Origin of the sequence: Leptothrix discophora (assembly GCF_030705305.1) — a bacterium.
Classification (GTDB): Bacteria; Pseudomonadota; Gammaproteobacteria; order Burkholderiales; family Burkholderiaceae_C; genus Sphaerotilus; species Sphaerotilus discophorus.
On the sequence record NZ_JAUZEE010000003.1, the window covers coordinates 426,037 to 451,274 of the forward strand.

Consider the following 25,238-nt stretch of genomic DNA (forward strand, 5'->3'; position numbering starts at 1 on the left):
GCGTGGGTCCTCGATGGGGTGGGTTCACTTGAGGCCGTAGGCCGTCGCCACCAGGCTCAGCGGATGAGCCAGTGGCGCCGTCGGCAGCTGGTTGTCGGCCAGGCCCTGGGCGATGTGGTGGCCGCCCAGCGGGCAATCCGAGCTGATCCAGTCGGGGCCCTTGCCGTCGGCATCGAGCTTGCCCATGGCCTTGAAGACCGGCTTGCCGATCTTCATCGCCAGCGCGTGGTACGGCTTCTTGATGCCGTAGGTGCCGGCATGGCCGGAGCAGCGCTCCACGGTGTTGAGCTTGACGCGCACCGTCTGGCCGATCAGCTTGAGCACCTCCTCGGTCTTGCGGCCGATGTTCTGGACCCGGCCGTGGCAGGGAATCTGGTAGCTGACGTTGCCGAGGTCGCGCTTGAAGTCGGTCTTGAGCAGGCCGTCGCGGTGGCGCGCGGCGAGGTATTCGAACGGGTCCCACATGGCATCGCGGACCCGCTGCACCGCCGCGTCGCCGGGGAACATCAGCGGCAGCTCCTGCTTGAACATGAGCGTGCAGGACGGCACCGCCGACAGGATGGCGTAGCCGTCGCGGGCGTAGCGGTCCAGCACGGGGATGTTGGCGTCCTTGCTGCGGGCGACCGAATCGAGGTCGCCCAGTTCGAGCTTGGGCATGCCGCAGCAGCGTTCCTTCTCGACCAGCACGTAGGGAATGCCGTTGTGCGCGAGCACGGCCAGCAGGTCGTGGCCGATGCCCGGTTCGTTGTAGTTGACGTAGCAGGTCGAGAAGATCGCGACCTTGCCGGGCGTGCGCTCACCGTTCGTCACGGTGCGGGCGGGGCTGTCGGCAGCACCCCAGCGGAAGCGCTGGGTGGCGAGGCTGGGCATCCACGCATCGGGATGCACGCCGAGGTAGCGATCCATCGCCCGGCGCGCCAGCGGCGTCGCGTTGATCGCGTTGGCCACCTGCACGACCACCGGGATGCCGGCGAACTGGCCGTGCTTGTCGGTCGAGGCCAGGAACTGGTCGGCCTTCGAGACCTCGCCCTTGCGGAAGCGGATCGCCTTGGCGCGCAGCATCAGGTGCGGGAAATCCAGGTTCCACGCATGCGGCGGCACGTAGGGGCACTTGGTCATGTAGCAGAGGTCGCACAGGTAGCACTGCTCGACGACCTTGCCGTAGTCGGCCTTGGGGATGCCGTGGACCTCGCCGTCGTCGGTCTCGTCGACCAGGTCGAACAGCGTCGGGAAGCTCTGGCACAGGCTGACGCAGCGACGGCAGCCGTGACAGATGTCGAACACCCGCTCCAGCTCGGCGTTGCACTTGTCCTCGTCGTGGAAGTCGGCACTGAGCCAGTCCAGCGGATGCCGGGTCGGGGCTTCGAGATTGCCTTCGCGGGTGCTCATCGGGGGCGCTCCTGCACGCGGTCGGTTGCCGGATCGTGCGGATGGCCGGGGACGCGGGTCCGCCGGCCATCGCGAGGGGTCAGGGCCTGGGGTGGCAGGCCGCGTCAGTCGACCAGGGCGTCCAGGGCCTTCTGGTAGCGGTTCGCGTGCGAGCGCTCGGCCTTGGCCAGGGTCTCGAACCAGTCGGCGATCTCGTCGAAGCCCTCGTCGCGGGCGGTCTTGGCCATGCCCGGGTACATGTCGGTGTACTCGTGGGTCTCGCCGGCCACGGCGGCCATGAGGTTCTGGCGGCTCGACCCGATCGGCAGGCCGGTGGCCGGATCGCCCACGGCCTCGAGGAATTCGAGGTGGCCGTGCGCATGGCCGGTCTCGCCTTCGGCGGTCGAGCGGAACAGGGCGGCGACGTCGTTCTGGCCCTCGATGTCGGCCTTGTTCGCAAAGTACAGGTAGCGGCGGTTGGCCTGCGATTCGCCCGCGAAGGCGTCCTTCAGGTTCTGCTCGGTCTTGGAACCCTTGAGTGTGCTCATCTGTCTCTCCGTTGGGACCTGCGTGGGGGGAAGGTGACACCGGGCTGGCACACGCCGGACCGGCGCCTTCACGACCGCTGTCGTGGTCGTGTCCATGACGATAGCCCAGGCAAAAAGCAGGGCAGATTAGGATTTCTCTATGCCTGCCTCTGGTCAAAGGCAATGGCCAGGGCCGCCTACGGGAACACCCTCGCCGGGCGTGCCGCCAGCCGGCGACGGCGAGAATCCGGCGCTTCCCGAACCCCGTGACCGGACCCCTCGCCATGAGCATCGCCCCCTACCTGCGCACCATCGGCCGAGGCAAGGACGGCGCCCGGCCGCTGAGCCGCGAACAGGCCCGCACGCTGATGGCGCTGATCCTGGACGGCCACGTCAGCGACCTGGAGCTGGGCGGCTTTGCGCTGGCCATGCGCATCAAGGGCGAGAGCGCCGACGAGCTGGCCGGCTTCATCGACGCGACGATGGCTCACACCCTGAGCCTGCCGGAGCCTGAGCGCGAGGCGGGTCCGGCCGTCCTGCTGCCGAGCTACAACGGCGCGCGCAAGCTGCCCAACTTCACGCCACTGCTGGCCCTGTTGCTGGCGCGCCAGGGCGTGCCGGTGCTGGTGCACGGCGTGCTGGACGATCCGGGCCGCGTGACCAGCGCGGCCATCTTCAGCGCGATGGGTCAGCCGAGCGTGGCCGATGCCGACGCCGTCGCGCACCGCTGGGCGGCCGGCGAGCCGGCCTTCATGGCGCTGGAGGCCCTGAACCGCCCGCTGGCCGGCCTGCTGGCGATCCGGCGCGTGCTGGGCCTGCGCAACAGTGGCCACACGCTGGCCAAGCTGCTGCCGGCCGTGCCGGGCGGCCTGCGGGTGGTCAACCACACCCATCCCGAGTACGCGATCAGCCTGACGCAGTTCCTGGACGGCAGCGGCGCGGATGCCGTGCTGATGCGCGGCACCGAAGGCGAGCCGGTGGTCGATGCGCGTCGCCAGCCTCGCCTGCAGGTCCACCTGGGCGGCACACGCCGGCCCGAGCTGGACCTGGCGCCGCAGGACGGCGTGCTGGTCGAACTGCCCGAGTTGCCAGCCGCGATCGACGCGGCCAGCACCGCCACGCTGATCGGCCGCATGCTGACCGGTGACGCTGCGGTGCCGGCGCCCATCCTCATGCAGGTGGACATGTTGCTGGCGGTGCGCCGGGAGATGGCGCGGCGGGCGTCGGACCGACGGTCTTGACGCCCTTCAGCTGGATGCCGGACCGCTGTCGCTGAGCGTGTCGGCGGGCTGGCCCGGAGCCGGCGCGCAGCGCAGTTCGTCGACCGTGTAGCCCTCGCGGATGAGGGCGCGGCGCAGCCAGTCGGGCTGGCTGCCGACGCCGTCCCAGGACTCGCCGCTGATCGGGTGGCGGTAGCGCACCTCGGGTGCGCTGCGGCGGCGCACGACCGGTGCGATCGGAACGATGTCGCCGTCGAGCTCGTCGGGCTCGATCTTCCAGAATTCCATGAGCCGGCGGATCTTGCGGATGGCCGCCTGCTTCTCGAGATCTGCGTCGTCGTCTTGCATCTGCTGAAGTCCACAGGGACGGGCCTGGCACCAGGCCCCACACACGCCGTAGCGGGCTTGAATCATGGCACACGCCACATCGCCCGCCCCCTGGAACCGAAGGGCCTGCGACGGCTCGCCTACAATGCGCGGTGACGGGCCTCCCCGCATGGGCAGGCGGCCAAACGGGTCAGGTCGGGAACGAAGCAGCCCTAACCGATTCTGTTCAGTGCCGGGGTTCAGGCTCGTCACCCTCATTCAAATGGACACGGCGTCATCAACGCCTCGGACCTTCGCGGTCCGGCTGGCGACGTTGATGGTCATCCTGCTGTGTACACCCGCTGTGCACACCCGGCGCCACCTCGCCGGATCGCTGCAGGCAGGTGCTCACGCAGACGGCAAGCTTCCCCCCTCCAGCCCACACGCAACGCGCAGTCGACGCACGTCGGCTTGCGGCGGCGCGCCGAACAGGCGGCTGTACTCGCGGCTGAACTGGGACGGGCTTTCGTAGCCAACGCGTTCACCTGCGCGACCCGCATCGAGATGCTGCGTCAGCATCAGCTGCCTGGCCTCCTGGAGACGCAGCGACTTCTGGTACTGGAGCGGGCTGGTGCCGGTCATCTTGCGGAAGTGATGCCGGAACGTGGTCGGACTCATGTGGACGCGGCCGGCCAGTTCATCGACCTGCAGCGGCCTGGCGAAGTTCTGTTTCAGCCAACGGACCGCCGTCGCGATCTGCTGGCTGGGCGCGCCGTCGGCCACGAGGTGCAGCAACTGGGGCCTGTGCGGCCCCACGAGCAGCCGAACGATGACCTCATCCCGTGTCAGCGGCGCGAGCTTCTCGATCAGCACGGGCGACTCGCCAAGCAAGGAAACCAGGCGGGTCAAGGCGTCCATCAACGACGCATCCAGCGGCTCGACCGCCAGCGTTCGACAGGCATGCGCGCGGTCCGGTGCAGGCAACGTCATGTCGGCCGCAATCTCCTGGACCCGCCTCGGGTCGAGTTGAAGCATCAGCCCGAGCAGCGGTCGCTGCAGCGACGCCTGCGTCACCCGAGAGACCACCGGCAGGTCGATGGTCGTCAACATCGACTCACCGGGGCCATACGTGAGGACCTCGCCGTCGAGCAGCGCCTGCTTGTGGCCCTGGGCCACCACGCCCAGGCCGAGGTTGAAGATGCAGTGCAGCGGCTGGGTGGGCCGATGTCGCCGGTGCAGCGACAGCGCGGGAATGGCCGTCGGGAAATCGCCGTCGGATTGAGCAATCCGGCCTATCGCAGCCGCAAGTCCATCAGCCCAACCTCCGGTGCGATCACCGTCGGTTCTTGTTTTCCTCATCGGCCTTCCGTTCAATCAGCAGTCTGACAAGACTCTATCACTGGCCGGATTCCAGACATCGAGGCAATCCCAGCTTCGGTCGAATCAGGCAAGAACAAGAACGGATCGGGCAGTCGACGGCGGCGTGCCCTCTCGACAATCGGGCATCGAAACGAACCCATGGACTAGACATGAGCAAGCAGAAGATCTGGTTCATCACCGGCGCTGGACGAGGCCTGGGCGTTGACCTCGCGAAGGCGGCCTTGGCGGCCGGTCATGCCGTCGTCGCAACCGGCCGCGACCCCTCGAAGGTCGCCGCCGCCGTCGGCGCACATCAGGACCTGCTTTGCCTGGCCCTGGATGTCACGAACCTCGACCAGGCCCGGGCCGCGATGGATGCGGCCGTGGCCCGATTCGGCCACGTCGACGTGCTGGTGAACAACGCGGGCAACTTCTACGCTGGCTTCTTCGAGGAACTCAGCCTCGATCAGGTCCGCAGCCAGATCGAGACCCTGCTGTTCGGCCCGATGAACGTGACACGCGCCGTGCTGCCAACGCTGCGCCGCCAGCGTGCCGGCCTGCTGGTCAACATCTCGTCGACCGCGGGCATCGCCGGCGGCCTGTACTGCACGGCCTACGCCGCCGCCAAGTTCGGGCTGGAGGGCTGGACCGAGTCGCTGGCCGTCGAGTTGGCGCCGTTCGGCATCCGGACCCTGCTGGTGGAGCCGGGATTCTTCCGCACCGAATTGCTCACCGCCGAATCGACCACTTTCGCGTCGGCCAGCATCGCGGACTATGCCGACCGCAGCCAGGCCACCACCGACGCCTGGCGCGGCATGAGCGGCAAGCAGGGCGGAGACCCGGCCAAGCTGGCGGCGGCCATCGTGCAGGTGGCCGGCCTGGACGAGCCGCCGCTTCGTCTGGCCGCCGGGGTCGACGCGGTCGGCGTCCTGGAAGCGAAGGCCAAGGCCCTGCTCGCGCAGGCCGACGCCCATCGTGCGCTGTCGACGTCGCTCGCGTTCGAGGCGGCCTGAGCAACCGTCTTGAGGGCCTGCGGCGAGCAGCCTCAGGCCGCCTTGATCTGCAGGTGACGCGAGAGCTTCTCGCGGGCGTCGAGGTAGGCCTGCTTGAGGATGTCGACACTGGTGCCGAGCGCGCGGGCATAGCGGTTGGCGACCTGGGCCAGCGCGCGCGGCTGCGCGCCGGTCGGCGCGTCGAAGGCCTGGAGGGTCTCGTTGGCGCAGCTCGACACCAGCCGCAGCCAGCCGTCGACGGTGTGCGGCGCGACCACCGTCTGGTTGAGCGGCAGCGGCAGCATGGTTTCCTGAACCGAATCGTCCAGGCCCCAGTGGCGCGCCAGCGCGTTGGCCATGGATTGCAGGTCGACGCCCAGCACGGCCATCGCGGCGGCGTCCTCGGACAGGCCCGGCGTGACCGGATCGCCTTCGCGCAGCGGCGGCCCGGGCTGCATCAGCTGGCGGATCTGCACCGCCTCGTCGGGAAAGTGGTAGTACGTCACCAGGCGGCCGAGGTGCTGGAGCTGGGCGGCGATCAGCGCGCCTTCGGCATCCAGGCCAGCGGGCACGAGGACCTCAGCGAGGTGGCCGGCCAGGCAGGCACGGCGCATGGCCTTGTCGAGCCGCTCGGCGGCGCCGTCGCGCAAGGGTCCGGGCCAGGCCCGCAGCGTCGATGCGGCGCGGCGCACGCCGGTCAGGCCGATCAGCTGGATGGCGCGACGCACGGTGGTCACGCCGTCATCGGCCATCAGCCCGATGCTGGCCGAGTTGACGCTGCGCAACAGCTCGAAGGACAGCGCCGGATCTTCCAGAACGACGTCGGTCAGCTCGTCGAGCCGGCGGGTTTCCATGCGCGACAGCTGGACCACACGTTGCGCCAGCCCCGGCAGCGCCGGCAGGTGGCCGTTGACACGCAGGCGATCGAGCAACAGGGCCAGTGGTCCGCCGCGGTCCGCGGATTCAACCTGGCGCCAGCCCGACAGCGCCCGTTCGAGGCTGCGCGCGCCGAGGTAGCGACGGCGCTCGTGGCGGTCGGTCGCCCGGTTGAGGATGGCGCGCAGCGCGTCGGAGACCGGCGCCGGCAGTGACCAGGGCAGGCGCACGATGTCCTGGCCGAGCCGGTCGACGGCGCTCGGCACGTCGGGCTCGTCGAGCGCCGGTGCATGCGCGATCCAGGCGTACAGCAACAGGCCGATGGCGAGCACGTCACGGTCGGATGCCAGGTGGCGGCGCGCGGCGATCGGGTCCTCCGGATCGTCGGTGGTCGTGTCGGGCGACGGCGCCGTGCGCGATCCCGGCATCCCGCTGCCCCAGGCCTGGATGCGACCGTTGCGGGCCACGAACAGGGTGTGCAGGCCGACATCGCCGTGGGCATAGCCGGCGTCGTGCAGGTAGGCCAGGCCCTCGAGCGCGTCGATCGCCCAGCCAACCACCTCGACCGGCGCACCCGGCTTGCGCTGGCTGAGGTGCTGGGCCAGCGTCACGGCACCTTGCGGACGGTCGCAGACCACGTAGACACGCCCGCCGTGGGCACCGCTCTCGACCGCCTGCAGCAGGCGCGGATGCTCCAGGCGGGCGGCACGCCTGAGGTTGTCGACGGCGGCGGCAAGCTCGTGGCGATCGTCCATCGGCTGTCGCGCGATCAGCAGCCAGACGTCCTGGCGAACCTGGGGGTCGTGGGCCAGCCAGGCCATACTCTGCGAGCTGCGGCCCATCAGCTCGCGCAGCTCGAAGCGCCCGAAGGTGCGCGCCACCGCCGCCGCCGCGCGAGGCGAGGCGACGGAGGGTGCGCGGGTTGAGGCGTTCGAGGGCGGCATGCGCGTGGAGCCAGTCGGTGCAGATGTGCAGATTGAACCGTCGACCGGCCCCGCGCCAAGCACCGAACAGGGACCGAACAACGCGACAAATCTCGCCAGCCGCCGGTTCCACGCTGTCGCATGGCCCGCGCTCCAGGTCGCCCTGTCACCCCGATGACACCTTCAGGGCCGGCGGCGGGCGGCGGTGTTTCCGCGATCGTGCAAAAATCCAGACTTCCGTCTGCAATCCCGCGCGGACATCTTCTGCGGATTCCCCATGAGCAGCGATCTCATCAAACACGTTTCCGATGCGACCTTCGACGGCGATGTCGTCAAGAATGACAAGCCCGTCCTGGTGGATTACTGGGCTGAATGGTGCGGCCCCTGCAAGATGATCGCGCCGGTCCTAGACGAGGTCGCCAAGGACTATGACGGTCGCCTGCAGGTTGCCAAGATGAACGTCGACGAAAACCGCGAAGTTCCGGCCCGTTTCGGCATCCGCGGCATCCCGACGCTGATGATCTTCAAGGACGGCCAGCTCGCCGCCACGAAGGTCGGCGCGGTGTCCAAGGCGCAGTTGACGGCCTTCATCGACGCACACCTATAATCTCCGCTATCGGGCGTCGGAGTCATCCGACGCCCGATCGTCCACCCGCCCGCACATGACGCGGGGCGACCCGGAGCCGGGTCATCCGGTGGTCGATCGAAACTTTTCCCTTTGCTTCCATCCAGATCCCTCTGCGGATCTCCCGATCCCGTTCCGCCTTCCGGCCGGATCGGTGACATGGTCCGCACCGCTCAGGCGCGGGCTCTCTCCACACGCTGACTTCCGGGTTCAAGCCCATGCATCTTTCCGAACTCAAGGCTCTGCACATCTCGGCGCTGGTCCAGATGGCCGAGACATTGGAGATCGAGAACGCCAGTCGCCTGCGCAAGCAGGAACTGATGTTCGCGATCATGAAAAAGCGCGCCCGCCAGGGCGAGCAGATCTTCGGGGACGGCGTGCTGGAGGTTCTGCCCGACGGCTTCGGCTTCCTGCGCTCGCCGGACACGAGTTTCCTGGCCAGCACCGACGACATCTACCTGTCGCCGAGCCAGATCCGGCGCTTCAATCTCCACACCGGCGACATGATCGAAGGCGAGGTCCGCGTCCCCAAGGACGGCGAACGCTACTTCGCGCTGGTCAAGGTCGATCGGGTCAACGACCTGACGCCCGAGGAGAACAAGAACAAGATCATGTTCGAGAACCTCACGCCGCTGTTCCCCAAGGAACAGTTCAGGCTGGAGCGTGACGTCCGCGGTGAGGAAAACATCACCAGCCGGATCATCGACCTGATCGCCCCCCTCGGCAAAGGCCAGCGCGCCCTGCTCGTCGCCCCGCCCAAGAGCGGCAAGACGGTCATGATGCAGCACCTGGCGCACTCGCTGGTGGCCAACCATCCGGACGTGCACCTGATCGTCCTGCTGGTCGATGAGCGCCCGGAGGAAGTGACCGAGATGCAGCGCACCGTGCGGGGCGAGGTCATCAGTTCGACCTTCGACGAGCCCGCCGCCCGCCACGTGCAGGTCGCCGAGATGGTGATCGAGCGGGCCAAGCGCCTGGTCGAGCTGCGCAAGGACGTGGTCATTCTGCTGGACTCGATCACACGTCTGGCGCGGGCCTACAACAACGTGCTTCCGTCGTCGGGCAAGGTGCTGACCGGCGGTGTCGACGCCAACGCGCTGCAGCGGCCGAAGCGCTTCTTCGGCGCGGCCCGCAACGTCGAGGAAGGCGGCTCGCTGACCATCATCGGCACCGCGCTGGTCGACACCGGCAGCCGGATGGACGAGGTCATCTACGAAGAGTTCAAGGGCACCGGCAACTGCGAGATCCACCTCGATCGCCGCATGGCCGAGAAACGCGTCTACCCGTCGATCCTGCTCAACAAGAGCGGCACGCGGCGCGAGGAACTGCTGCTCAAGCCGGAGATCCTCCAGAAGACCTGGATCCTGCGCAAGCTGCTCTATCCGATGGACGAGATCGAGGCGATGGAGTTCATCCTCGAGAAGATGAAGGCCACCAAGAGCAACGTCGATTTCTTCGACCTCATGCGACGAGGTGGCTAAGCCCGGACATCGGACAGGACCTGCGTCCTGTCCGATGCCTGGCGCAGCGATCCGGCTTGCAAGCCGGATCGTGGGTGCGGCAGCAGTCCGCACCTCCAGCCGGGTGAAGCGGAAAGGCCTGCAGGCCCTTCCGTGGGGAGCGGTCGGCGTCCAGCCCCCTCCCTCACGCTATAATTTTTGTTTTTCCGCTGTCGGAAAGTGCGCTCGCATGGTGCGACGTGGCTGCCGGCACACAGCGAGGTTCCTCCCATGAAAGACGGCATCCACCCGAACTACCGCGACGTCTGCTTCGTCGACCTGTCCAACGGCTTCAAGTTCGTGACCCGCTCGTGCGCCCCGACGCGCGAGATGACCAAGATGGAAGACGGCCGCGAGCTGCCGCTGTTCAAGCTGGAAACCACCAGCGAGACGCACCCGTTCTACACGGGCCAGCAGAAGAGCGTGGACAACCTTGGTGGTCGCGTCGAGAAGTTCCGCAACAAGTTCAAGGTCGGCATCAAGCGCTGACACGGAGACCTCTCCGGAACGATCGAAGGCAGCCTCGGCTGCCTTTTTTCTTGCCCGCGCGCAGCCGGTCCGCTCACCGGCGTCATGCCCCGGCACATTGCCGATCGCCGCGTGGCGCGCTTGCTGCAAGAATCCCCCGCCGCCCAGAGGCTGAACACCCGCACCGTGAACACGCCCAATCCCGCTCTCGTGACCCAACGCGCCGTCCAGGCGCTGCCCCGGCTGGCGCTGTGGCTGCTCTGCGCGGCCTACGTGCTGCCCGGCATCTTCGGCCGTGACCCGTGGAAGAACGCCGACGTGATGGCGGTCGGCTACATGCTCTCGCTGCACCAGGGCGACAGCAGCTGGCTGCATCCGATGCTCGCCGGCGTGGGCAGCGGCGGCAGCGTGTTGCCCTACTGGATCGGGGCGGCCGCGATGCAGCTGTTCGGCGGCTGGCTGGACGTCGGCATCGCCGCCCGCCTGCCCTTCGCGCTGATGCTCGCCGGGACGCTGGCGCTGGTCTGGTACGCGACGCTGAACCTTGCGCGCACCGAGGCCGCTCAGCCGCTGGCCTTTGCCTTCGGTGGCGAGGCCGATCCGATCGACTACGCCCGCGCGATCGCCGATGCGTCGGTGCTGGCGCTGATCTCGGTGCTGGGCCTGTTGCAGCTGGGTCACGAGACCACGCCCGAGCTGACCCAGCTGCTGGCCACCGCGCTCTACCTCTACGGCATGGCCAGCGGCCCCTACAAGCCCGGGCGCAGCCGCCTGGCGCTGCTGCTGGCGCTGCCGGCCCTGGCGGCCAGTGGCGCCGCCACGACGGCGGTGCTGCTGGCGGGCGCGGGGTTCTGGGTCTGCACGGGGTCGAGCGACGTGGCGATGCGGCGTCTGCGGGGCTGGATCCTCGCCGCCGGTGCCCTGGCCGGCCTGACCGCCTGGGCGCTCGACGCCTGGCTGTGGCGCATCGCACCGAGCTTCGACGTCTTCGGCATCCTGCGCGTGCTGGCCTGGTTCACCTGGCCGGTCTGGCCCATGGCGCTGTGGACGCTCTGGCAATGGCGGCGGCAGATGCTGCGGCGGCATGTCGCGGTGCCGCTGTCGGTCGGCGGCGTGGCGCTCGGCATCAGCCTGGCGATGGGCGGGTCCGATCGGGCGCTGATGCTGGCGCTGCCCGGACTGGCCGTGCTGGCCGCCTTTGCGCTGCCGACGCTGAAGCGCGGCGTCAGTGCGGCGATCGACTGGTTCTCGGTCTTCTTCTTCAGCGCATGCGCCATCGCCATCTGGGTCATCTACGCAGCCATGCAGACGGGCGTGCCGCCCAAGATTGCCGCCAACGTGGTACGGCTGGCGCCGGGCTTCGAGCCTGACAGCCATCCGGTGCAGATGGCGCTGGCGATGCTCGGCACGCTGGCCTGGCTCTGGCTGGTCCGCTGGCGCACCGGGCGACACCGCCATGCCTTGTGGAAAAGCCTCGTGCTGCCAGCAGGAGGCGTGGCGCTGTGCTGGCTGCTGCTGATGACGCTGTGGCTTCCGCTGCTGGACTACGCGCGCAGCTACCGGCCGATGATGCAGCGCCTGGCCACGGTCATGCCGTCGAACGCCTGCCTGCTGCACCGTGGCCTGACCACGCCGCAGATCGCCGCGATCCTGGTCCATACCCAGCACCGCGTCGAGGTCCTGCCGGCCGACAACCGGCTGGATCAGGCCGCGCCCGAGATCGATCGGGCCCCGGACCTGACCGACACGCCGGACGACGACACCGCGATCGACACCAGCCGCGACACGACCGAGTGCAACTGGCTGCTGGTTTCCTGGGATGACCGGCGAACCCGCAACGGCATCGCGCAGCCGAAGCTGCCCGGCTGGCGCTTCATCGACAAGGTGCGTCGACCGACCGACCGCAACGAGGCCATCCTGGTCTATCGGCGCCGCGGGCGCTGAACCAAGCGTCCGCCCCGCCCGTGCGGTATCAGGCGGTCTGGCCGGATGTCGCCTGCGCGTGTGGGTCGCGGATGCGTGCCGCCGGCAGCACGAGGCGGAAGCAGGAACCGGCGCCAGGCTCGCTCTCGACCTCGATCTGGCCACCGTGGCGCTGCATCACGTGCTTGACGATGGACAGTCCCAGGCCGGTGCCACCGCTCTCGCGCGAACGACTCCCGTCGACGCGGTAGAAGCGCTCCGTCAGACGCGGGATGTGCTCGCGTGAGATGCCAATGCCCGAATCCCGCACCTCGAACACGCCATCACCGCCTTCGCGCCGCTTCCAGCTCAGCTCGATGCGGCCGCCCTCCGGGGTGTAGCGGACCGCATTGCTGCACAGGTTGGTGAAGGCCGACATCAGTTCGCTGTGGTTGCCGGCCAGCTCCAGGTCACGGACCTGGGCGACATCGAAGCGCACGACCAGCGAATGGCGTCCGACCGACAGGCCGCGCGTCTCGACCTCCACCCGTTCGAGCAGTTCGGCCAGGCCGATCCAGCGGTCGACCGCCGGCCGCGGGCTGCCCTCGAGCTGGGCCAGCGTCAGCAGATCGCCGACCAGCAGTTGCATGCGCTGGGTCTGCTGCGTCATCAGGCCCAGGACGTGGCGGCGCTCCGGCTCGGCCAGCGGCAGGTTGGCCAGGGTCTCGACGAAGCCCGACAGCACCGTCAGCGGCGTGCGGATCTCGTGCGAGACGTTGGCGACGAAGTCGCGTCGCATGCCTTCGGCGCGCAGGCGCTCGGTCACGTCGCTGGAGATGACCAGCTTGAGGCCTTCGCCATAGAAACGCAGCAGCACCGACAGCGTCAGGTCGCGGCCGTGGTTGATGACGGTGACGGCATCCTCGTAGTGACCGGCTTGCAGGTAGCCGACGAAGCTCGGCGAGCGCACGAGGTTGGTGATGCGCTGGCCCAGGTCGCGTTGCGGATCCAGGCCGAAGTGATCGGCCGAGGCCGAGTTCATCCAGGTGATCTGTTCGTCCGCATCGAGCAGCAGCACGCCGTTGGGCGAAGCCTCGATGGCCGACAGGAACTGCGTCAGCTGACGCTTCTCTTGCGCCAGCGTGCGTTCGCGCGCATGCAGCGCACGCTCGATGTAGTAGGCCAGCTCGCCCCACAACTCGCCGCCCCGGGGCGCCGAGCCGGTGCTCGGGTCGCGCAGCCAGCGCAGCACGCGGTAGGCGCGCAGCACGTCGCGCGCGCTGCCCAGCGCGATGCCCAGCGCCGCGCCGATCCAGGCGCCCAGTTCCGGATGGTGGACGAAGGTGCCGCCCAGCCAGCCACCGATGGCCGCCCCGGCACTCATCCAGGTGACCAGCCAGAGCCAGCGACCGAACAGCGCGCTCATGGGGAACTCCTGCCCGCAGCGGTGGACGGGCCCTTCGGGCGCAACAGCGCCGCCATCAGCTCGTCGTCGCGACCGCTCGCGTCAACCGGTAGCCCGCGCCACGGACGGTCTCGACCATCTGGGCGCACTGCGCGGGCGCCAGCGCCTCGCGCAAGCGCTTGACGTGCACGTCGACGGTCCGTTCCTCGATGAAGACATGGTCGCCCCAGACGCGGTCCAGCAACTGGGCGCGGCTGTGCACGCGCTCGGGATGCGTCATGAGGAAGTGCAGCAGGCGGAACTCGGTCGGACCGACCTTGATCTCCTGGCCGGCCATGCCGGTGACACGGCGGGTCGACGGATCGAGACGCAACGCGCCGACCTCGACCGCGCTGTCCAGCGCCTCGGGCAGGCGACGGCGCAACACCGCACGGATGCGCGCCAGCAGCTCGCCGGTCGAGAAGGGCTTGGTGAGGTAGTCGTCCGCGCCCGCATCCAGCCCGAGGACCTTGTCGGATTCCTCGGCCCGCGCGGTCAGCAGGATGATGGGCAGCTCGCGGGTGCGGGCGCTGGCACGCCAGCTCTTGGCCAGCGAGACGCCCGACTGCCCGGGCAGCATCCAGTCCAGCAGGGCGAGGTCGGGCAGCACGGCATCGACCGCCGCCTGCGCCTGCTCGGCGCTGGACGCCAGCGTCACCTCGTAGCCCGCGTGACGGAGGTTGATCGCCACCAGCTCGGCGATCGCGGCCTCGTCTTCGACAACCAGAACTCGGCTCATGTCGCTCGACTCCGGGGGCCGCTCAACGCACCACCGACTCGACCACGTCGAGCGGGTTGTGCCGCACATCCGTGCCCTTGACGATGTAGATGATCTGCTCGGCCAGGTTCTTGGCGTGGTCGCCCACGCGCTCGATCGCCTTGGCGACGAACACGAGATCGATCGAGGCGGAGATGGTGCGCGGGTCTTCCATCATGTAGGTGATGAGCTTGCGCATCAGGCCGTCGAACTCGGCATCGATCTCGTTGTCTTCCTTGATGACCTCGAGCGCCTTCTGGGTGTCCAGGCGGGCGAACGCGTCGAGCGCCTTGCGCAGCGAGGCGGTGGCCAACTTGGACTCGAACGACACGTCGCTGACCGGCAGGCGCAGCCGGCTGGAGACGCCGGTGCTGACCAGGCGCTGGACCGTGCGGGCGATCCGCGCGGCCTCGTCGCCGACGCGCTCGAGGTTGCCGATGGTCTTGGAAACGGCGATCAGCAGGCGCAGGTCACGGGCGGTCGGCTGGCGCCGCGCGATGATGGTCGACAGGTCGCGGTCGATCTCGACCTCGAGCTGGTTGACACGCTCCTCGGTCGCGACGACCTGCTCGGCCACATCGGTGCTGAAGTTCGACAGCGCCCAGACGGCCTGCACCACCTGCGATTCGACCAGGCCGCCCATTTCGAGCACACGGGTCGAGATCGAGCTGAGTTCGGCGTCGAACTGGCTGGAGAGATGTTTTTCCATGGATCGGACTCCTGGCCCTGATCAGCCGAAGCGGCCGGTGATGTAGTCCTCGGTCTCGCGACGCTTGGGCTGCATGAAGATTTCCTTGGTGGCGCCGAACTCGACCAGGTCACCCAGGTACATGTAGGCGGTGTAGTCCGAGCTGCGCGCGGCCTGCTGCATGTTGTGCGTGACGATCACCACCGTGTAGTCGCTCTTGAGCTCGTCGATCAGCTCCTCGATCTTGCCGGTGCTGATCGGGTCGAGCGCCGAGCAGGGCTCGTCGAGCAGCAGGACTTCGGGCTTGATGGCGATGCCGCGTGCGATGCACAGGCGTTGCTGCTGGCCGCCCGACAGGCCCGAGCCGCTCTTGTCGAGCTTGTCCTTGACCTCGTTCCAGAGCGCGGCCTTCTTGAGCGCCCACTCGACCCGCTCGTCCATCTCGACGCGCGGCAGGTTCTCGAAGAGTTTCACGCCGAAGGCGATGTTGTCGTAGATCGACATCGGGAAGGGCGTGGGCTTCTGGAACACCATGCCGACGCGGGCGCGGATCAGCGAGACATCGTCCTTGGAGGTCAGGATGTTCTCGCCGTCGAGCAGGATCTCGCCTTCGGCGCGCTGTTCAGGGTAGAGCTCGAACATGCGGTTGAAGGTCCGCAGCAGCGTCGACTTGCCGCAGCCGGAGGGCCCGATGAAGGCGGTGACCTTCTTCTCGGGAATCTCCATGTTGATGTTCTTCAGGGCATGGAAGTGCCCGTAGTAGAAGTTCAGGTTGCGCACCGACAACTTGGTCTGGCCGGTCACGCTGTTTTCAACCTTGGCGTCCATGTGATGGATCTCCGTCCTGGATACGGTCAGTGCTTGTTGCGCAGGAAGACGCGCGCAACGATGTTGAGCGCGAGCACGCCCACGGTGATGAGGAAGACGCCTGCCCAGGCGAGCTTCTGCCAGTTCTCGTAGGGGCTCATCGCGAACTTGAAGATGGTCACCGGCAGGCTGGCCATCGGCTCGCCGAGGCTGCTGGTCCAGAACTGGTTGGACAGCGCGGTGAACAGCAGCGGTGCGGTCTCGCCGGAGATGCGGGCAATCGCCAGCAGCACGCCGGTGATGACGCCGGCGCGGGCCGACTTCAGCGTGATCGACAGGATCACCTTCCACTTCGGCGTGCCCAGGGCGTAGGCCGCCTCGCGCAGCGCGTTGGGGATCAGGCTGAGCATGTTCTCGGTCGTGCGGATGACGACCGGCACCACGATCAGGGCCAGCGCCAGCACGCCGGCAAAGCCCGAGAAGCTCTTGAAGCGCGCGACCCAGACGGCGTAGATGAACAGGCCGATCACGATCGACGGCGCCGACAGCAGGATGTCGTTGATGAAGCGCGTCGTGCGGCCCAGCCAGGTGTCCACGCCGTATTCGGCCAGGTAGATGCCCGCGAGGATGCCCACCGGCGTGCCGATCAGCGTGGCCAGCGTGACCATCAGCAGGCTGCCGAAGATCGCGTTGGCGAGACCGCCGATCTCGGCCTGCGGCGGCGGCGTCATCTCGGTGAACAGCGACAGGCTCAGACCGCCGATGCCCAGCGCGATGGTCTCGAACAGGATCCACATCAGCCAGAAGATGCCGAAGGCCATGGCCGACATCGACAGCGTCAGGGCGATCTGGTTGACCAGCTTGCGGCTGCGGTGCTTGGCCAGCCGGGAGGCTTGCAGTGCTGCGTCCATGATCAGCGGCCCTCACCCTTCTTGAGTTGCGCGAGCAGGATCTTGGACAGGCTCAGCACCACGAAGGTGATGAAGAACAGGACCAGTCCCAGGTAGATCAGCGAGGCCTGGTGCAGGCCTTCGGCGGCCTCGGCGAACTCGTTGGCGAGCGCCGAGGTGATGCTGTTGGCGGCCTCGAAGACCGACAGCGAGTTCAGCTGGTTCATGTTGCCGATCACGAAGGTGACGGCCATGGTCTCGCCGAGCGCGCGGCCCAGACCCAGCATGATCCCGCCGACCACGCCGGTCTTGGTGTAGGGCAGCACGACGCGGGAAACGACCTCCCAGGTGGTCGAGCCCAGTCCGTAGGCCGATTCCTTGAGCATCGGCGGCGTGACCTCGAAGACGTCGCGCATCACCGAGGCGATGAAGGGAATGATCATGATGGCCAGGATCACGCCGGCCGAGAAGATGCCGATGCCGACCGGCGGACCGCTGAACAGCGCGCCGAGGTAGGGCACGCCCTGGGTCAGCGCCTGCAGCGGCTGCTGGACGTAGGTCGCCAGCACCGGGCCGAAGATCAGCAGGCCCCACATGCCGTAGACGATCGACGGCACGGCCGCAAGCAACTCGACGGCGATGCCCAGCGGGCGCTTGAGCCAGCCGGGCGAGAGTTCGGTCAGGAACAGCGCGATGCCGAAGCTCACCGGCACGGCGATCAGCAGCGCGATGATCGACGTCATCAGCGTGCCGTAGATCATCACCAGGCCGCCGTAGCGGTTCTGGACGGGATCCCATTCAGCGGTCCACAGGAAGGACAGGCCGTACTCACGGATCGCCGGCATGGCGCCAAAGACCAGCGAACCCAGGATGCCGGCCAGCAACGCGAGCGTCAGCCAGGCGGACCCCTGCGCCAGGAGGGCAAACACGCCGTCGGCCCAGCGCATGCGGTTGACGGGGCGCGGTGCGGGCGCACCGGTCGTGGTCTTGTCAGTGGTCATGTTCGGCAAGGGCTCGGCGGGCAAGGTGGCTGCCACGGGACCTCCAGGATCACATCACGTTGAAAGGCCCGGCGGCGCGGCATCTTGCCTTGCGCCCACCGGGCCATGTAGAGGGTTGTTCTCGGCGCAGCGCGCCGAGGATCACTTGTAGGCGACGACGCTGCCGTCCGCGCCCTTGATCACGCCCCATTGCTTGCGCACCAGCGCCTTGACAGCGTCGGGCAGCGCAACGTACTCGAGGTCGCTGGCCATCTTGTCACCCTGGGTGTAGGCCCACTCGAAGAACTTCAGCGAGGCGCTGGCCTGGGCCGGCTTGTCCTGCTTGGCGTGCATCAGGATGAAGGTCGCACCCGTGATCGGCCAGCTGTCCTTGCCCGGCTGTTCGGTCAGGACCTGGTAGAACGACTTGGCCCAGTCGGCGCCAGCGGCGGCGGCCTTGAAGTTCAGGTCGTCAGGCGCCACGAAGTTGCCGGCCGAGTTCTTCAGCAGCACGAAGGACATCTTGTTCTGCTTGGCGTAGGCGTACTCGACGTAGCCGATCGAGTTCGGCAGACGCTGCACGAAGGCCGACACGCCCTCGTTGCCCTTGCCGCCCGCGCCGGTCGGCCAGTTCACGGCGGTGCCTTCACCGACCTTGGCCTTCCACTCGGCATTCACCTTCGACAGGTAGTTCGTGAAGATGAAGCTGGTGCCCGAGCCGTCCGCGCGGCGGACCACCGAGATCGCGCTGTCCGGCAGGGGGACACCGGCGTTCAGGTCGGTGATGGCCTTGTCGTTCCAGTGGGTGATCTTGCCCAGGTAGATGTCGCCGAGCACGGCGCCGGTCAGCTTGATCTGGCCAGGCTGGATGCCCTTGATGTTGACCACCGGCACGACGCCGCCGATCACGGTCGGGAACTGGACGAGGCCGTCCTTGGCGAGTTCCTCGTCGGTCAGCGGCGCATCGGAGGCGCCGAAGTCGACCGTCTTGCCCTTGATCTGGCGGATGCCAGCGCCCGAACCGACCGACTGGTAGTTGATGCGCGCACCGGTCGCCTTGTTGTAGGCGTCGGCCCACTTGGCGTAGACGGGGGCGGGGAAGGACGCGCCGGCGCCGGTCACGTCCTGGGCGGCGGCAGAGCCAGCAGCGCCGAACAGGGCCAGGGCGGTCAGGCCCGAAGCCAGACTGGAGAGCCAAACGGAGTTCTTCATGGGAGATCGACCTTTCAAATCCCGGCGCAGGCTGCACCGCTGTCGGGAATGTAGAAAGGCTCCGTGACGGTCATGTGACAAGTGGTGTCACAAAGACCGCCTCACGCCCGGAAAAACGTCGCGCTTCAGGGGCTGTGCGGGGGCGCGGCTGTCACATGGACAGGGCGAGATGTCACGGAATCGACATTCGACCGCCCTGCCCTGGGCTGTTCAGGCCATGCCTGCTGTTCAGGCCGCCACGGCGGCGGCGGCCAGGCGGTCGGCGCAAGCCTTGGCCACGCCGGCGTCCTGGGCCTCGACCATGACGCGCAGCACCGGCTCGGTGCCAGAGGCGCGGATCAGCACCCGGCCGGTCTGGCCCAGCTCGCGGCCGATCGCGGCCTGCTCCTCTGCCAGCAACGGGTTGGTCTTCCAGTCGCTGCCGGCGGCCAGCCGGACGTTGATGAGGGTCTGCGGGAACAGCTCGACACCCTCGAGCAGCTCGGCGATGGAGCGGCCGTTGCGCTGCTGGGCCTGCAGCACCTGCAACGCGCTGACGATGCCGTCGCCGGTGGTGTGCTTGTCGAGCGCCAGGAGGTGGCCGGAGCCCTCGCCGCCCAGCTGCCAGCCGTGACGCACCAGTTCTTCCAGGACGTAGCGGTCGCCGACCTTGGCGCGCACGAAGTCGACGCCACGACGGCCCAGCGCCAATTCGACGGCCATGTTGGTCATCAGCGTGCCGACCGCGCCGCGCACCGGCTCGCCCTGGGCCAAGCGGTCGGCCACCATCACGTAGAGCAGTTCGTCGCCGTTGTAGAGGCGCCCGGAGCGATCGACCAGCTGCAGCCGGTCGGCGTCGCCGTCCAGCGCGATGCCGTAGTCCGCGCCGTGCTGCGCCACCGCCTCGACCAGCGCCTGCGGCGAGGTTGCGCCGACGCCGTCGTTGATGTTGATGCCATCGGGCTCACAGCCGATCCGGATGACGTCGGCGCCCAGCTCGTGGAAGACGTCCGGCGCGACGTGGTAGGCCGCGCCGTGGGCCGCGTCGACGACGATCTTCAGGCCCTTGAGCGAGAGCTCGTTCGAGAAGGTCGACTTGCAGAACTCGATGTAGCGGCCCGGCGCGTCCGACAGCCGGCGGGCCTTGCCGATGCGGGCCGAGTCGGCCCAGGACGGCGGCATGTCGATGGCGGCCTCGACCTCCAGCTCCCAGGCGTCGGACAGCTTCTCGCCACGGGCCGAGAAGAACTTGATGCCGTTGTCCATGTAGGGGTTGTGCGAGGCGCTGATGACCACGCCCAGGCTCAGGCGCAGCGCACGGGTCAGGTAGGCCACGGCCGGCGTCGGCAGCGGACCGGTCAGCATCACGTCGACGCCGGCAGAGTTCAGGCCGGCTTCGAGCGCCGACTCCAGCATGTAGCCGGAGATGCGCGTGTCCTTGCCGATGAGCACCACCGGGCGCTCGTGCGTGCCCGACAGCACGCGGCCGACCGCATGGCCCAGGCGCAGGACGAAGTCGGGGGTGATGGGCGAGACACCCACCTCGCCGCGGATGCCGTCGGTGCCGAAATACTTTCTGCTCATGTCTGCTCGCTGGGTCGTTGCGGTGCATCCGCCGCCATCGGCGGGACCGCCAAGTGGGGTGGCGGGCCACCCGGGGATCGGACTGTCTGTCCGTCAGTTCATCAGCCTAGGTCAAGCCTCGGTGGGCGACAAGCCGGCCGCCCGCCAGACGGCCAGTGCATCGACGGTTGCCGCCACATCGTGCACACGAATCACCCGCGCACCATGTTGCACCGCAGCCAAGGCGGCGGCAACGCTGCCGTGGACCCGCTCGCCGACCGGACGGCCGGTCACGGCGCCGATCGAGGACTTGCGCGACCAGCCTGCCAGCACCGGATAGCCCAGCGCCAGGAGCGCGTGCTGGCCCGGCAGCAGCGCGAAGTTCTGCTCGACCGTCTTGCCGAAGCCGATGCCCGGATCCAGCGTCAGGCGCGCCGCCGCGATGCCGGCCGCGCGGCAGGCATCGGCCCGCTCGCGCAGGAAGTCGGCCACCTCGGTGACCACGTCCTGGTAGTGCGGCGCAGCCTGCATCGAGCGTGGCTCGCCCTGCATGTGCATCAGGCAGACGCCGCAGCGCGGATGCGCGGCCACCAGCGCCAGGGCGCCCGGTTCCTGCAGCGCGCGGATGTCGTTGACGATGTCGGCGCCCAGGTCCAGCGCCGCGCGCATCACCTCGGGCTTGCAGGTGTCGACCGACAGCGGCACGCCCAGCGCCAGCGCACCGCGCAGCACCGGCAGCACGCGCGCGAGTTCGTCCTCGACGCTGACCGCCGGCGCGCCGGGCCGGCTCGATTCGCCGCCGATGTCGAGGATCTCGGCGCCCTCGCGCAGCAGCCGTTCGGCATGCGCCAGCGCCTCGGCTGCGCCACGGCCGCCATCGGAAAAGGAATCGGGCGTGACATTGACGATGCCCATCACGCGCGGGCGGCTCAGGTCGATGTCATGCCGGGTGGTCTGCCAGATCGTCACGGAGGTGTCGTCGTCCAGGTTGCGGATGGATACAGGGCCCGAAAGGACTGCGGGACGGCTCAGCCGTCCCGCAAGGTGTGTCCGTCAGGCCAGGCGCGCCTCAGTGGTGGCCATGAACCTTCTCGCCGGCCTTCAGCCGGTAGACGGTGCCGCAGTACGGGCACTTGCCATCGCCGTTCTTGGCCACGTCGATGTAGACCTTCGGGTGGTTGCTCCAGAGTTCCTGCTTCGGGTTCGGGCAGGCGACGACGCCGGGACCTTGCAGGTCGGCGGCGACCACTTCGACGACGGCATTCGGGGTGCTCATGGGTGCGTGGGCTCGGGGCGGAAGAATGGGAAGGGACGGGCTCAGGCGATCAGACCAGGGTCAGCCACTCGGCGTACTTCGGGTTGCGGCCGTTGACGATGTCGAAGAAGGCCGACTGGATCTTCTCGGTGATCGGACCGCGCGAGCCGATGCCGATCTCGATGCGATCGAGTTCGCGGATCGGCGTCACCTCGGCAGCCGTGCCGGTGAAGAAGGCCTCGTCGCAGATGTAGACCTCGTCGCGCGTGATGCGCTTCTGCACGATCTCCAGGCCCAGGTCGCGGGCGATGTGGAAGATCGTGTTGCGGGTGATGCCGTTGAGCGCGCCGGCCGACAGGTCGGGCGTGTAGATCACGCCGTTCTTGACGATGAACAGGTTCTCGCCCGCGCCTTCGCTGACGAAGCCGGCCGAGTCCAGCAGCAGCGCCTCGTCGTAGCCCTCGTCGACCGCTTCCATGTTGGCCAGGATCGAGTTCGTGTAGTTGCTGACCGCCTTGGCCTGCGTCATCGTGATGTTGACGTGGTGGCGGGTGTAGCTGGAGGTCTTGACGCGGATGCCGCGCTTGAGGCCTTCCTCGCCCAGGTAGGCGCCCCAGGTCCAGGCCGCGACCATCAGGTGGATGGTGTTGCCGCGCGGGCTGACGCCGAGCTTCTCGGAGCCGATCCACGTCAGCGGGCGGATGTAGCCGCTCTCCAGGCCGTTCTCGCGCACGACGGCGCGCTGGGCCTCGCTGACCTGCTCCTGCGAGAACGGGATCTTCATGCGCAGGATCTTGGCGCTGTTGAACAGCCGCTCGGTGTGCTCGTGCAGGCGGAAGATCGCCGTGCCTTGGGCCGTCTTGTAGGCGCGCACGCCCTCGAAGGCGCCGCAGCCGTAGTGCAGCGTGTGGCTGAGCACGTGGATCTTGGCGTCGCGCCAGTCCACCATCTCGCCGTCCATCCAGATCTTTCCGTCTCGGTCGTGCATCGACATGGGTTGCATCCTCTTTCGGGGCCGCGATTGTAAGGCGGGCAATCGGGCGTCCAGGCCGGCTCAAGGCTCCAGGGCCAGCGGCAGCACCACGGTGAAGACGCTGCCTCGGCCGGGCGTCGAGCGCAGTGCCAGGCCCAGGCCCATGGCCTCGACCATCTGCCGCACGATGCTCAGGCCGAGGCCGACGCCGCGGCGCGCCTCGCCCGGCCGGCGCACGACCGCCGCCCCGCGGTAGCCGGGCTCGAACAGTCGCTGCATCTCGTCCTCGCCCAGGCCGATGCCGCTGTCCCAGACCTGCAGCAGGACGTCGCTGCCGCGCCGCCGGGCGCTGATCAGCACGCCGCCGTCGTCGGTGTAGCGCACTGCGTTGCCGATCAGGTTGCGCAGCACCCGTTCGAGCAGGCGCGGGTCGGCCTCGACGCGCAGGTGGCCGCCGCGCCAGCGCAGGTCGAGTCCGCGGTCGAAGGCCATCGGCTGCAGGACCGGCTGCAGGCGCTGGTAGAGCTCGCCCAGTCGCAGCGGCACGCTTTGCGCCTGCAGCGCGCCGGTCGCGCCGCGGCTGTAGTCGAGCAGGTCGTCGATCTGGTGTTCCAGCGCCGCCAGCGTCGCGCCCAGCTGGCCGACGATGCCGGCGCTGGTCCCGTCCAGCGGCCGGGCCCGCAGCGCATGCACCAGCAGGCCGATCGCGTGCATGGGCTGGCGCAGGTCGTGGCTGGCAGCGGCGACCGCCCGCACCAGTTCCTGGGCGCGGGCCGGCGTGATGGCGTCGGCCGCAGCCGCTGCGGTCAGGGTCGGGCGTGGCATCCGGGGGGTCATCGGTGGGGTCATCGGGGGGTCAACCGCGCGTCGACGCCACGTCGGGGCCGAGCTGATGCCGCACCGCGATCACCGCCTGGGTCCGCGAGCTGACGCCCAGGCAGCGCAGCACCGCCGCGACATGGTCCTTGATCGTCTCGACCGACAGGCCCATCTCGCGGGCAATCGTCTTGTTGGGCTTGCCTTCGAGCAGCAGCGCCAGCACCTCGGACTGGCGTGGCGTCAGCCCCAGCGACTCCAGCGTGGTCGGGCTGATCAGCGCCTCACGCGCGGCGACCCGGCCGGACATCGCACCCAGGCTGACCAGCACCGGCACGCCTGGCGAGACACCCGGCGACACACCCGGCGACACACCCGTCGAAACCCCTGGCGATGCGCCACCGGCCAGCGCCGGGCTGGCGCGCAGCAGGCTGGCCGACGTCACGACGGACGGCTCATCCGGTCCGGCGCTCGGTGCGACAGGCCCCAGCCTGGCGCCGAGCACACCGTCCTGTGGCGAGCGGCCGTCGACCGCTGTCGCCGGGTCCGCCTCGACCTCCGGGGCGACAGGCGCGACCGGGAAGGCGGCCAGCGAGGGCCCGAGGCCACCGGCGCCGCTGAACATCTCCGGCACGAAGACGCCGCCGGACATGACCAGCAGCAGGGCCTCGAACAGCATCTCGTTGGTGGCCCGCTTCGGCACGAAACCCATCGCGCCGCCGTCGATGCAGCGGTCCAGGTCGGCCGGATCCTCGGATGCCGACACCACCACCACCGGCAGCGTCGGATGGGCCGCGCGCAGCTCGACCAGGAAGTCGTAGCCGTCGTGCGCGCCGAGAAACAGGTCCAGCAGCACGAGGTCGAACTCATGGCGCCCATGCAGCAGGTTGCGGGCCTCGTCGACCGTCTCGGCACCGACCACCCTCACCTGCTCGCCCAGGCCGCGCACGACGTTCTGCATCGCCGCCAGGATCAGCGGGTGGTCGTCGATCATCAAGACCTTCATGGCGGGCATCGGTGGCGCAGCAGCGGGGCCGCCAGTTTAGGGATCCACCGGAAGGGGGCTTCCCCCTTCGAGGGGATTGCGAGACCCCTGCCGAAGCGCCAGCCCGGCTGAATCAGTGCCGGTCGACCCAGTCGGTCAGCGCGGCCCATTGCGCCAGGTCACGGGCGACCCGGCCGGGTGCGACGTCCCACAGGCTGGAGCCCTGTGCGGCCAGGTGGACGTAGTTGTGGGTGTCGCGCAGCAGGCCCAGCACCGGCACGCGGATCTGCTCGTTCAGGTGGGCCAGGAACTGTTCGAGCTGTTCGGCCGCATGGGTGTGCTCGCGCACGCGGTTGCCGATGACCGCGATCGGCACCTCGGCATGCTTGCGGCGCTGGCGCAGCTCGTCGATGAATTCGCGCGTGGCGTAGATGTCGAAGACGCTGGCCTGCAGCGGCACGACGATCGCGTCGGCGGCCTTCATCACCGCATCCAGCCGCTTGCCCTGCAGCCCGGCGGGCGTGTCGATGACCGCATGGCGGGCACCCTTGGGGAGCTTGCCGAGATCGTCCGCATCGGTGGTCCACAGGCCGATGGCCGGCAGCTCGGGCGGACGCAGCGACAGCCACAGCGCGCCGGACTCCTGCCGATCGACATCGGCCAGCACGACCGGCTGCCGTTCATCGATCAGCCCGGAGGCCGCCGCCCGATCGGCCTCGCGGCGGGCCAGGTAGCCCGCCAGGTTGGTCGCCAGGGTCGACTTGCCGACCCCGCCCTTCGGGTTCGCCACCACGTACACGCTCATCGCCGCGCTCCTCCTCGTG

General features: G+C 68.6%; 25 protein-coding genes and 1 other RNA gene. 7 read left to right on the plus strand and 19 right to left on the minus strand.

Annotated elements, in window-relative coordinates:
* Nucleotides 1–24: 24 nt before the first annotated feature.
* Together Q8X39_RS08160 and Q8X39_RS08165 are read right to left on the minus strand one after the other, a co-directional pair.
* The gene (locus Q8X39_RS08160; protein WP_305749152.1) at nt 25–1,389 is read right to left on the minus strand and encodes a (Fe-S)-binding protein; all 1,365 of its coding nucleotides are present in this window, start codon (nt 1,387–1,389) and stop codon (nt 25–27) included.
* A gap of 104 nt (nt 1,390–1,493) precedes the next feature.
* Nucleotides 1,494–1,916, minus strand: a complete 423-nt coding sequence (locus tag Q8X39_RS08165) for a rubrerythrin family protein (protein WP_130480261.1) — start codon at nt 1,914–1,916, stop codon at nt 1,494–1,496.
* Between the two features lie 263 nt (nt 1,917–2,179).
* Here Q8X39_RS08165 and ybiB point away from each other — a divergent pair, with 263 nt between their 5' ends.
* On the plus strand, nt 2,180–3,136 hold the full coding sequence (gene ybiB, locus Q8X39_RS08170) for a DNA-binding protein YbiB (RefSeq protein ID WP_305749153.1): 957 nt from the start codon (nt 2,180–2,182) through the stop codon (nt 3,134–3,136).
* A 6-nt stretch (nt 3,137–3,142) separates the two neighbouring features.
* On the opposite strand, the gene Q8X39_RS08175 is transcribed toward ybiB, so the two are convergent.
* Nucleotides 3,143–3,463, minus strand: coding sequence for an H-NS family nucleoid-associated regulatory protein (locus Q8X39_RS08175; protein ID WP_305749154.1), 321 nt, complete (start codon nt 3,461–3,463; stop codon nt 3,143–3,145).
* 133 nt (nt 3,464–3,596) lie between these two features.
* Between Q8X39_RS08175 and ffs the strand changes: the two genes are divergently transcribed.
* An RNA gene (gene ffs / locus Q8X39_RS08180) (signal recognition particle sRNA small type) lies at nt 3,597–3,695 on the plus strand.
* A 134-nt stretch (nt 3,696–3,829) separates the two neighbouring features.
* Here the strand turns inward: ffs and Q8X39_RS08185 are convergent.
* Complete coding sequence (locus Q8X39_RS08185) at nt 3,830–4,780, minus strand: AraC family transcriptional regulator (RefSeq protein WP_305749155.1); 951 nt, start codon at nt 4,778–4,780, stop codon at nt 3,830–3,832.
* Between Q8X39_RS08185 and Q8X39_RS08190 the strand changes: the two genes are divergently transcribed.
* Nucleotides 4,768–5,793, plus strand: coding sequence for an SDR family oxidoreductase (locus Q8X39_RS08190; RefSeq protein WP_305749156.1), 1,026 nt, complete (start codon nt 4,768–4,770; stop codon nt 5,791–5,793). The two genes, Q8X39_RS08185 and Q8X39_RS08190, sit on opposite strands and share 13 nt — an antisense overlap.
* 32 nt (nt 5,794–5,825) lie before the next feature.
* Here the strand turns inward: Q8X39_RS08190 and Q8X39_RS08195 are convergent, their stop codons facing one another.
* Nucleotides 5,826–7,592 (minus strand): HDOD domain-containing protein, encoded by a 1,767-nt coding sequence (locus Q8X39_RS08195; protein WP_305749157.1) that lies wholly within the window; start codon nt 7,590–7,592, stop codon nt 5,826–5,828.
* Between the two features lie 256 nt (nt 7,593–7,848).
* Here Q8X39_RS08195 and trxA point away from each other — a divergent pair, with 256 nt between their 5' ends.
* From trxA to Q8X39_RS08215, 4 genes are all read left to right on the plus strand, one after another.
* Nucleotides 7,849–8,178 carry a thioredoxin TrxA gene (gene trxA, locus Q8X39_RS08200; protein ID WP_305749158.1) on the plus strand — a complete coding sequence of 110 codons (330 nt, stop codon included), beginning with the start codon at nt 7,849–7,851 and terminating at the stop codon, nt 8,176–8,178.
* A gap of 236 nt (nt 8,179–8,414) precedes the next feature.
* Complete coding sequence (gene rho / locus Q8X39_RS08205) at nt 8,415–9,677, plus strand: transcription termination factor Rho (RefSeq protein ID WP_305749159.1); 1,263 nt, start codon at nt 8,415–8,417, stop codon at nt 9,675–9,677.
* 249 nt (nt 9,678–9,926) lie between these two features.
* A complete protein-coding gene (locus Q8X39_RS08210) occupies nt 9,927–10,184 on the plus strand; it encodes a type B 50S ribosomal protein L31 (protein WP_305749160.1) in 258 nt (85 codons plus the stop codon).
* 189 nt (nt 10,185–10,373) lie between these two features.
* Nucleotides 10,374–12,107, plus strand: a complete 1,734-nt coding sequence (locus Q8X39_RS08215) for an ArnT family glycosyltransferase (protein WP_305749161.1) — start codon at nt 10,374–10,376, stop codon at nt 12,105–12,107.
* Between the two features lie 28 nt (nt 12,108–12,135).
* On the opposite strand, the gene phoR is transcribed toward Q8X39_RS08215, so the two are convergent.
* The 14 genes from phoR to Q8X39_RS08285 all read right to left on the minus strand — a co-directional run bounded on the left by phoR (nt 12,136) and on the right by Q8X39_RS08285 (nt 25,219).
* On the minus strand, nt 12,136–13,491 hold the full coding sequence (gene phoR, locus Q8X39_RS08220; RefSeq protein ID WP_305749162.1) for a phosphate regulon sensor histidine kinase PhoR: 1,356 nt from the start codon (nt 13,489–13,491) through the stop codon (nt 12,136–12,138).
* Nucleotides 13,492–13,546: 55 nt separating this feature from the next.
* Nucleotides 13,547–14,248, minus strand: a complete 702-nt coding sequence (gene phoB, locus Q8X39_RS08225; RefSeq protein ID WP_305749163.1) for a phosphate regulon transcriptional regulator PhoB — start codon at nt 14,246–14,248, stop codon at nt 13,547–13,549.
* A 22-nt stretch (nt 14,249–14,270) separates the two neighbouring features.
* The gene (phoU, locus tag Q8X39_RS08230) at nt 14,271–14,975 is read right to left on the minus strand and encodes a phosphate signaling complex protein PhoU (RefSeq protein ID WP_305749164.1); all 705 of its coding nucleotides are present in this window, start codon (nt 14,973–14,975) and stop codon (nt 14,271–14,273) included.
* Nucleotides 14,976–14,996: 21 nt separating this feature from the next.
* Entirely contained in the window at nt 14,997–15,782 is a 786-nt protein-coding gene (gene pstB, locus Q8X39_RS08235; RefSeq protein ID WP_305749165.1) for a phosphate ABC transporter ATP-binding protein PstB, read from the minus strand.
* Nucleotides 15,783–15,808: 26 nt separating this feature from the next.
* Nucleotides 15,809–16,672: a phosphate ABC transporter permease PstA gene (gene pstA / locus Q8X39_RS08240; protein WP_305749166.1), complete on the minus strand. Its 864-nt coding sequence runs from the start codon at nt 16,670–16,672 to the stop codon at nt 15,809–15,811.
* 2 nt (nt 16,673–16,674) lie between these two features.
* Complete coding sequence (gene pstC / locus Q8X39_RS08245; RefSeq protein WP_407067982.1) at nt 16,675–17,652, minus strand: phosphate ABC transporter permease subunit PstC; 978 nt, start codon at nt 17,650–17,652, stop codon at nt 16,675–16,677.
* A gap of 141 nt (nt 17,653–17,793) precedes the next feature.
* Nucleotides 17,794–18,843 carry a phosphate ABC transporter substrate-binding protein PstS gene (gene pstS, locus Q8X39_RS08250; protein WP_305749167.1) on the minus strand — a complete coding sequence of 350 codons (1,050 nt, stop codon included), beginning with the start codon at nt 18,841–18,843 and terminating at the stop codon, nt 17,794–17,796.
* A gap of 228 nt (nt 18,844–19,071) precedes the next feature.
* Nucleotides 19,072–20,406: a phosphoglucosamine mutase gene (gene glmM / locus Q8X39_RS08255; protein WP_305749168.1), complete on the minus strand. Its 1,335-nt coding sequence runs from the start codon at nt 20,404–20,406 to the stop codon at nt 19,072–19,074.
* Nucleotides 20,407–20,517: 111 nt separating this feature from the next.
* Entirely contained in the window at nt 20,518–21,300 is a 783-nt protein-coding gene (gene folP / locus Q8X39_RS08260) for a dihydropteroate synthase (RefSeq protein ID WP_305749300.1), read from the minus strand.
* Nucleotides 21,301–21,454: 154 nt separating this feature from the next.
* A complete protein-coding gene (locus Q8X39_RS08265) occupies nt 21,455–21,661 on the minus strand; it encodes a zinc-finger domain-containing protein (protein WP_305749169.1) in 207 nt (68 codons plus the stop codon).
* 49 nt (nt 21,662–21,710) lie between these two features.
* Complete coding sequence (locus Q8X39_RS08270) at nt 21,711–22,643, minus strand: branched-chain amino acid transaminase (protein ID WP_305749170.1); 933 nt, start codon at nt 22,641–22,643, stop codon at nt 21,711–21,713.
* Nucleotides 22,644–22,694: 51 nt separating this feature from the next.
* Nucleotides 22,695–23,438: a sensor histidine kinase gene (locus tag Q8X39_RS08275; RefSeq protein ID WP_305749171.1), complete on the minus strand. Its 744-nt coding sequence runs from the start codon at nt 23,436–23,438 to the stop codon at nt 22,695–22,697.
* A 31-nt stretch (nt 23,439–23,469) separates the two neighbouring features.
* On the minus strand, nt 23,470–24,435 hold the full coding sequence (locus tag Q8X39_RS08280; protein ID WP_305749172.1) for a response regulator: 966 nt from the start codon (nt 24,433–24,435) through the stop codon (nt 23,470–23,472).
* Between the two features lie 112 nt (nt 24,436–24,547).
* Entirely contained in the window at nt 24,548–25,219 is a 672-nt protein-coding gene (locus Q8X39_RS08285; RefSeq protein WP_305749173.1) for a ParA family protein, read from the minus strand.
* Between the last annotated feature and the right edge of the window lie 19 nt (nt 25,220–25,238).

What these genes read in the sequence shown, in the direction of transcription:
- phoR (WP_305749162.1), bottom strand. Translation starts at nt 13,491, where the DNA reads ATGAGCGCGCTGTTCGGTCGCTGGCTCTGGCTGGTCACCTGGATGAGT.
- Q8X39_RS08195 (WP_305749157.1), bottom strand. Translation starts at nt 7,592, where the DNA reads ATGCCGCCCTCGAACGCCTCAACCCGCGCACCCTCCGTCGCCTCGCCT.
- Q8X39_RS08270 (WP_305749170.1), bottom strand. Translation starts at nt 22,643, where the DNA reads ATGCAACCCATGTCGATGCACGACCGAGACGGAAAGATCTGGATGGAC.
- pstA (WP_305749166.1), bottom strand. Translation starts at nt 16,672, where the DNA reads ATGGACGCAGCACTGCAAGCCTCCCGGCTGGCCAAGCACCGCAGCCGC.
- Q8X39_RS08185 (WP_305749155.1), bottom strand. Translation starts at nt 4,780, where the DNA reads ATGAGGAAAACAAGAACCGACGGTGATCGCACCGGAGGTTGGGCTGAT.
- Q8X39_RS08160 (WP_305749152.1), bottom strand. Translation starts at nt 1,389, where the DNA reads ATGAGCACCCGCGAAGGCAATCTCGAAGCCCCGACCCGGCATCCGCTG.
- Q8X39_RS08275 (WP_305749171.1), bottom strand. Translation starts at nt 23,438, where the DNA reads ATGCCACGCCCGACCCTGACCGCAGCGGCTGCGGCCGACGCCATCACG.
- pstC (WP_407067982.1), bottom strand. Translation starts at nt 17,652, where the DNA reads ATGACCACTGACAAGACCACGACCGGTGCGCCCGCACCGCGCCCCGTC.
- pstS (WP_305749167.1), bottom strand. Translation starts at nt 18,843, where the DNA reads ATGAAGAACTCCGTTTGGCTCTCCAGTCTGGCTTCGGGCCTGACCGCC.
- glmM (WP_305749168.1), bottom strand. Translation starts at nt 20,406, where the DNA reads ATGAGCAGAAAGTATTTCGGCACCGACGGCATCCGCGGCGAGGTGGGT.
- Q8X39_RS08265 (WP_305749169.1), bottom strand. Translation starts at nt 21,661, where the DNA reads ATGAGCACCCCGAATGCCGTCGTCGAAGTGGTCGCCGCCGACCTGCAA.
- rho (WP_305749159.1), top strand. Translation starts at nt 8,415, where the DNA reads ATGCATCTTTCCGAACTCAAGGCTCTGCACATCTCGGCGCTGGTCCAG.
- folP (WP_305749300.1), bottom strand. Translation starts at nt 21,300, where the DNA reads ATGGGCATCGTCAATGTCACGCCCGATTCCTTTTCCGATGGCGGCCGT.
- phoU (WP_305749164.1), bottom strand. Translation starts at nt 14,975, where the DNA reads ATGGAAAAACATCTCTCCAGCCAGTTCGACGCCGAACTCAGCTCGATC.
- trxA (WP_305749158.1), top strand. Translation starts at nt 7,849, where the DNA reads ATGAGCAGCGATCTCATCAAACACGTTTCCGATGCGACCTTCGACGGC.
- Q8X39_RS08285 (WP_305749173.1), bottom strand. Translation starts at nt 25,219, where the DNA reads ATGAGCGTGTACGTGGTGGCGAACCCGAAGGGCGGGGTCGGCAAGTCG.
- Q8X39_RS08210 (WP_305749160.1), top strand. Translation starts at nt 9,927, where the DNA reads ATGAAAGACGGCATCCACCCGAACTACCGCGACGTCTGCTTCGTCGAC.
- phoB (WP_305749163.1), bottom strand. Translation starts at nt 14,248, where the DNA reads ATGAGCCGAGTTCTGGTTGTCGAAGACGAGGCCGCGATCGCCGAGCTG.
- Q8X39_RS08175 (WP_305749154.1), bottom strand. Translation starts at nt 3,463, where the DNA reads ATGCAAGACGACGACGCAGATCTCGAGAAGCAGGCGGCCATCCGCAAG.
- Q8X39_RS08165 (WP_130480261.1), bottom strand. Translation starts at nt 1,916, where the DNA reads ATGAGCACACTCAAGGGTTCCAAGACCGAGCAGAACCTGAAGGACGCC.
- Q8X39_RS08280 (WP_305749172.1), bottom strand. Translation starts at nt 24,435, where the DNA reads ATGAAGGTCTTGATGATCGACGACCACCCGCTGATCCTGGCGGCGATG.
- pstB (WP_305749165.1), bottom strand. Translation starts at nt 15,782, where the DNA reads ATGGACGCCAAGGTTGAAAACAGCGTGACCGGCCAGACCAAGTTGTCG.
- ybiB (WP_305749153.1), top strand. Translation starts at nt 2,180, where the DNA reads ATGAGCATCGCCCCCTACCTGCGCACCATCGGCCGAGGCAAGGACGGC.